This window comes from Streptomyces sp. NPDC055078 (assembly GCF_053607985.1).
Window position 1 is genome coordinate 1 of record NZ_JBSGUP010000740.1, and the last position, 3,894, is coordinate 3,894.

Annotated in this window: 4 protein-coding genes; all 4 read right to left on the reverse strand. The window is 72.8% G+C overall.

The window, feature by feature from the left end; genetic code table 11:
- Positions 1 to 65: 65 nt before the first annotated feature.
- Positions 66 to 242 (reverse strand): hypothetical protein, encoded by a 177-nt coding sequence (locus tag ACWF94_RS35790; protein WP_453498503.1) that lies wholly within the window; start codon positions 240 to 242, stop codon positions 66 to 68.
- A 28-nt stretch (positions 243 to 270) separates the two neighbouring features.
- The gene (locus ACWF94_RS35795) at positions 271 to 1,350 is read right to left on the reverse strand and encodes an aspartyl/asparaginyl beta-hydroxylase domain-containing protein (protein ID WP_453498512.1); all 1,080 of its coding nucleotides are present in this window, start codon (positions 1,348 to 1,350) and stop codon (positions 271 to 273) included.
- Positions 1,259 to 2,665 (reverse strand): preATP grasp domain-containing protein, encoded by a 1,407-nt coding sequence (locus tag ACWF94_RS35800; protein WP_453498506.1) that lies wholly within the window; start codon positions 2,663 to 2,665, stop codon positions 1,259 to 1,261. The genes ACWF94_RS35795 and ACWF94_RS35800 overlap by 92 nt, the downstream gene beginning before the upstream one ends.
- Positions 2,666 to 2,733: 68 nt before the next feature.
- Positions 2,734 to 3,894, reverse strand: a 1,161-nt coding sequence (locus ACWF94_RS35805) for a cytochrome P450 (RefSeq protein ID WP_453498509.1), incomplete at its 5' end; no start/stop codon positions are given.

A 3,894-nucleotide genomic window follows, 5' to 3' on the forward strand; every position in this document is an offset into this window, starting at 1 on the left:
ACCTCAGAAGTCGATGCTTCCGGCGCGGAGAGTGCTCACCTGCTGGCGGCTACGGCACCAAGTCTCTACGACCCGGTAGCTCCCATTAGGCGCGGATAGGCCCAGTCCGACCGGAAACCGCTCAGGTTCTCGTGGTGGAACAGCTCGAAGCTGACGTCGCGCTCGTGGGACAGGTAGTTGGCGGCGGACCCGACGACGATCTCCTTGAGCGGGGTGAAGTCGTCGTGACTGTTCAGGCGCATGGGGTTCCTCTCGGGTGTGCGAGGCGGGTCAGGAGGCGCGAGGCGCGGCGGTCACGTGCCGGTCGGCGAGCGCGCGGCCACGGCGTACCCGCAGGGTCAGACCACCGCCGTCGCTGTCCGGCTGGAGGGTGCGCTGCTCGCTCCAGCCGGAGAACCGGAACTCTCCGGTCCCGTCGACCGGGACGAGCGCGAAGGTGCGCCCGGCGACCGTCAGGGCGAGGACACCGTCGGCGTGGTCGATGCGGGCAGGAATGAGGGAGCCGTCCAGCGGGGCGGGAGAGTCGAAGTCCGCGAACCCGGACGGCAGCAGAGCCTCGTACGGCAGCCCGCCGGGCCAGGCGGGAACCCCGGCTGGGCCGGTGCGGTTGAACAGGACCTCGCCGTGGGCGAGGAGCTCCTGCCAGGAGTCCGGGAACCAGGCCGCGAGGTCAGCGGTGAGCAGCGCGTCGATCACGACGTGGACCCGGGTCACCTCCTGGCTGGTGTTGCGCACCAGGTGCTCGCGGGAGAAGTCTCCGTACCAGCAGGTGCCCGGCTGCCAGCAGTGTTCGACGCCGTCCAGGACGAGCACGGCGCCCGGGTCGGTGACGACGGGGATGTGCAGACGGACGATGCCCCGGTCCAGGCGGTACTTGGGGTCGCAGTGCGGGTCCGAGACGGCGCCGGGCCCCAGCGCCATCAGGCGTACCGCGTTCAGCGGTGCCGGGACCGAGTCCAGAATTTCCCCGAGGTAGGGCAGTTGGGAGAGCCAGTGTGTCGGCGCGAACGGCTGCGGCCCAGGGCCGCCCGGGTCGGTGCGCTCCGGATCGCCGCCGAGACTGCGCAGCGGCAGGACCCGCCAGTCGATCGCGGCGGGCAGGCCTGCCCGCCGTAGGTGTGGGTGCGCTGCACGTTCCAGGTGTGGGCGGTGACGGCCGCGAGTTCGGCGGCGAGCTTGTCCGCGTCGAAGACGGGGGAGAGCTGGGCGGCCTCGGTGGCCGCGGTGAGGGAGCTGGTCATGGTGAGGCTCCCAGGGGTCAGGAGGAGAAGGACACGGCGCCGGTGGCGACGTGCTGGCTGGCGTCGTAGGTGCCGGCGGGCACGGTCGCGAACCGCGCGTCGAGCCGATCGAACACGGCCGTGTGCCCTTCGGCGGGGTCGTAGGCGATGCAGAACACGAACTGCGCCGGGGCGCCCGCTTCCAGGGGGATGGCGGGCATCGACATGATCACCCCGGTCCGGGTGGCCGGGTCGTACGCCAGGCCCAGCTCGTCGAGCGCGGCCAGGAAGGCGGCGAACGAGGGCACCGCCCAGGTGGGCGGGACGTGGTACTCGACCACCTGCCGTGCCGGTACGGCGGCGACGTCGACGATGCCGTGGGCGATCGACTGGTAGATGTGCAGGCTGCCAGAGACTTGCGCGTTGACCTCCGTGAACGCCACGTTCCCGTCGGGCAGGACCAGGGCGTCCGCGCTCAGGTACCCGCGGTAGCCGAACGCCCGGTACACATCGGCCAGCCGGGCCCCGCCGTCCAGCAGCGCCGCCCGTACCGGAGCGGTGACGCCGTCCAGCGGCACGACCTGGTGGCTCAGGCGCCGCCCGACGTACAGCAGGCGGCCCATCGCGGTGGCCCGGGCGCCCTCGTCTGCGGCATAGTGCTCGGAGTACACCGCGTCGGCACCGGGCGCGAACTCCTCGACGACGACCGGCCACCGGTCGTTCCCGCTCGCCCACGGCCACCGCTCGGCCCAGTGCGCGGCGATGCCGTCCGGGCCCGGGGCCAGATGGTGCAGGTGCCGGGCCCCGACGTGGTCCACGGCCATCGCCGGTTCGCGGATGAGCAGCTGGTTGCCGACTCCGGCCCCGTTGTGAGCCTGCTTGACCACGACGGCCCCCGACGCGGAGTGCTCCAGCAGTACGCCGGTCGCTTCGGTCGCTTCGGCGCGGCTGCGGCAGACCCGGCCCGGCAGGACCGGCACCCCAGCCGCTACCGCCAGGGCCCGGAAGTTCGCCTTGTTGTTGCCGATCTCCCCGCCGCCCTGCCCGAAGAAGGCCGCGCCCGGGAAACGGTCGGCCACGCCCAGGGCGTCGGCGAGCCGCGCCACGGCGGCCGACGGCCACAGCGCGAACACCTCGCTCACCGCGCCGGCCCCGGCCGGACCGAGCGCGGCCCGCACCCTGTCCACGAACGCGGGCACGGTCAAGGAAGGGGGATCGAGCAGCCGGTCGCCCCATGCCCCGGCCGGTGCGACCAGGACGGTCAGCTCCTCCGGTTTCACGCCGGTGTGGGCCAGGGCGTATCCGGTGAACGCGGCGTCCGGCTCGCAGCACAGGACGAGCAGGTCACCGGGGCGGGCGAACCAGAACAGACGCTGCGTCCAGGCCCGCATGTCGCCGCGCTCACGGATGGACGGATCGATGTGGTTGCCGATGAGGATGCGCACAACGGACTCCTGAGGACGTGGGCGGTCGCCCCGGGCGGTGCCGCGCAGCACCCGGGCCGGGGGAAGGATCAGGCGAGGAGGGCGGCGGGCAGCGCCTCGAAGGCCCGCATGGTCGCCGTCCGGCGCCGTACGCCATCGCCAGCGGCGGTCAGCCGGGCCGGGTAGTCGTTCAGGGCTGCGACCAGGGCGCGCAGACCCGTCTGGGCGACGGTCGTTCCGATGCAGGAGTGCGGCCCCCACCCGTAGCCGAGGTGGCGGTTCGGGATGCGGTCCAGCACCAGCTCGTTCGCCCGTACGAAGGCGGCCGGGTCGCGGTTGGCCGCCGCGAACAGCGAGACGACCTTCTGCCCGGGGGCGATGTCGACGCCGCCGATCCGGCAGGAGCGCACTGCCGTGCGCGTGGTGCCCTGCACCGGCCCGTCGAAGCGCACCAGCTCGTCCACCCCCGTGGCCAGCAGCGCCCGGTCCCGCATCCGGTCGAGGGTTCCCGGGTGGGTGAGGAGGGTGTGGACGGCGTTGCCGACGGAGGCCGCCATCGTGCTGTAGCCGCCCTGGAACATCACCCGCGCCGTGTTCTTCACATTGAGCCGGGTCAGCGCGTCGGAGTCGGGGGCCGTGGCCCGCCGTACCCGGGCCAGCAGACCGGGCCGGGCCGAGGCCGCGAACCAGGAGTCGACCAGATCACTCAGCCGCTGGCGGGCGATCCGGCCCGGCTCCACGAGCGCCGGGTCGAGGCCGCCGTCCATGCTCCGCATGATCGCGTCCGACACCGCGGCGAACTCCCCGTACGGCGGGGGCTCCACTCCCAGCAGGTCGGCCACGACCGCCACGGACAGCGGCACCGCGATCTCGGCCACCACATCGAACGGACCCCCGCCGGCCATCTGATCGAGCCGCTCCCCCACCAGGAGGCGGGCACGGTCCTCGACCCCGGCCAGGTCCTGGGCGCGCAACGCGGTCATGAACAGGGAGCGGACCCGGCTCTGCTGCGGCGGGTCGAGCGTCTGCACGCTCAACGACGGCTCCGGCACCGTGCTCCCGGTGCGCCGCGGGTCACGGGCGAACGTCTCGTGGTCGCGCAGTATCCGCACGCAGTCCGGATACCGGGTCAGGGCCCACGAACCCATGCCCTCGTGCCAGAACACTGGCTCACGCATCCGCTGTTCGGCCAGCACCGGGTACGGGTCGCGCAGGACCTCCAGGTCCAAGGGGTTGTACCAGTCCGTCAC

Excerpts from the sequence above, each read along its gene's own strand:
- ACWF94_RS35790 (WP_453498503.1), bottom strand. The coding sequence starts at position 242 with ATGCGCCTGAACAGTCACGACGACTTCACCCCGCTCAAGGAGATCGTC.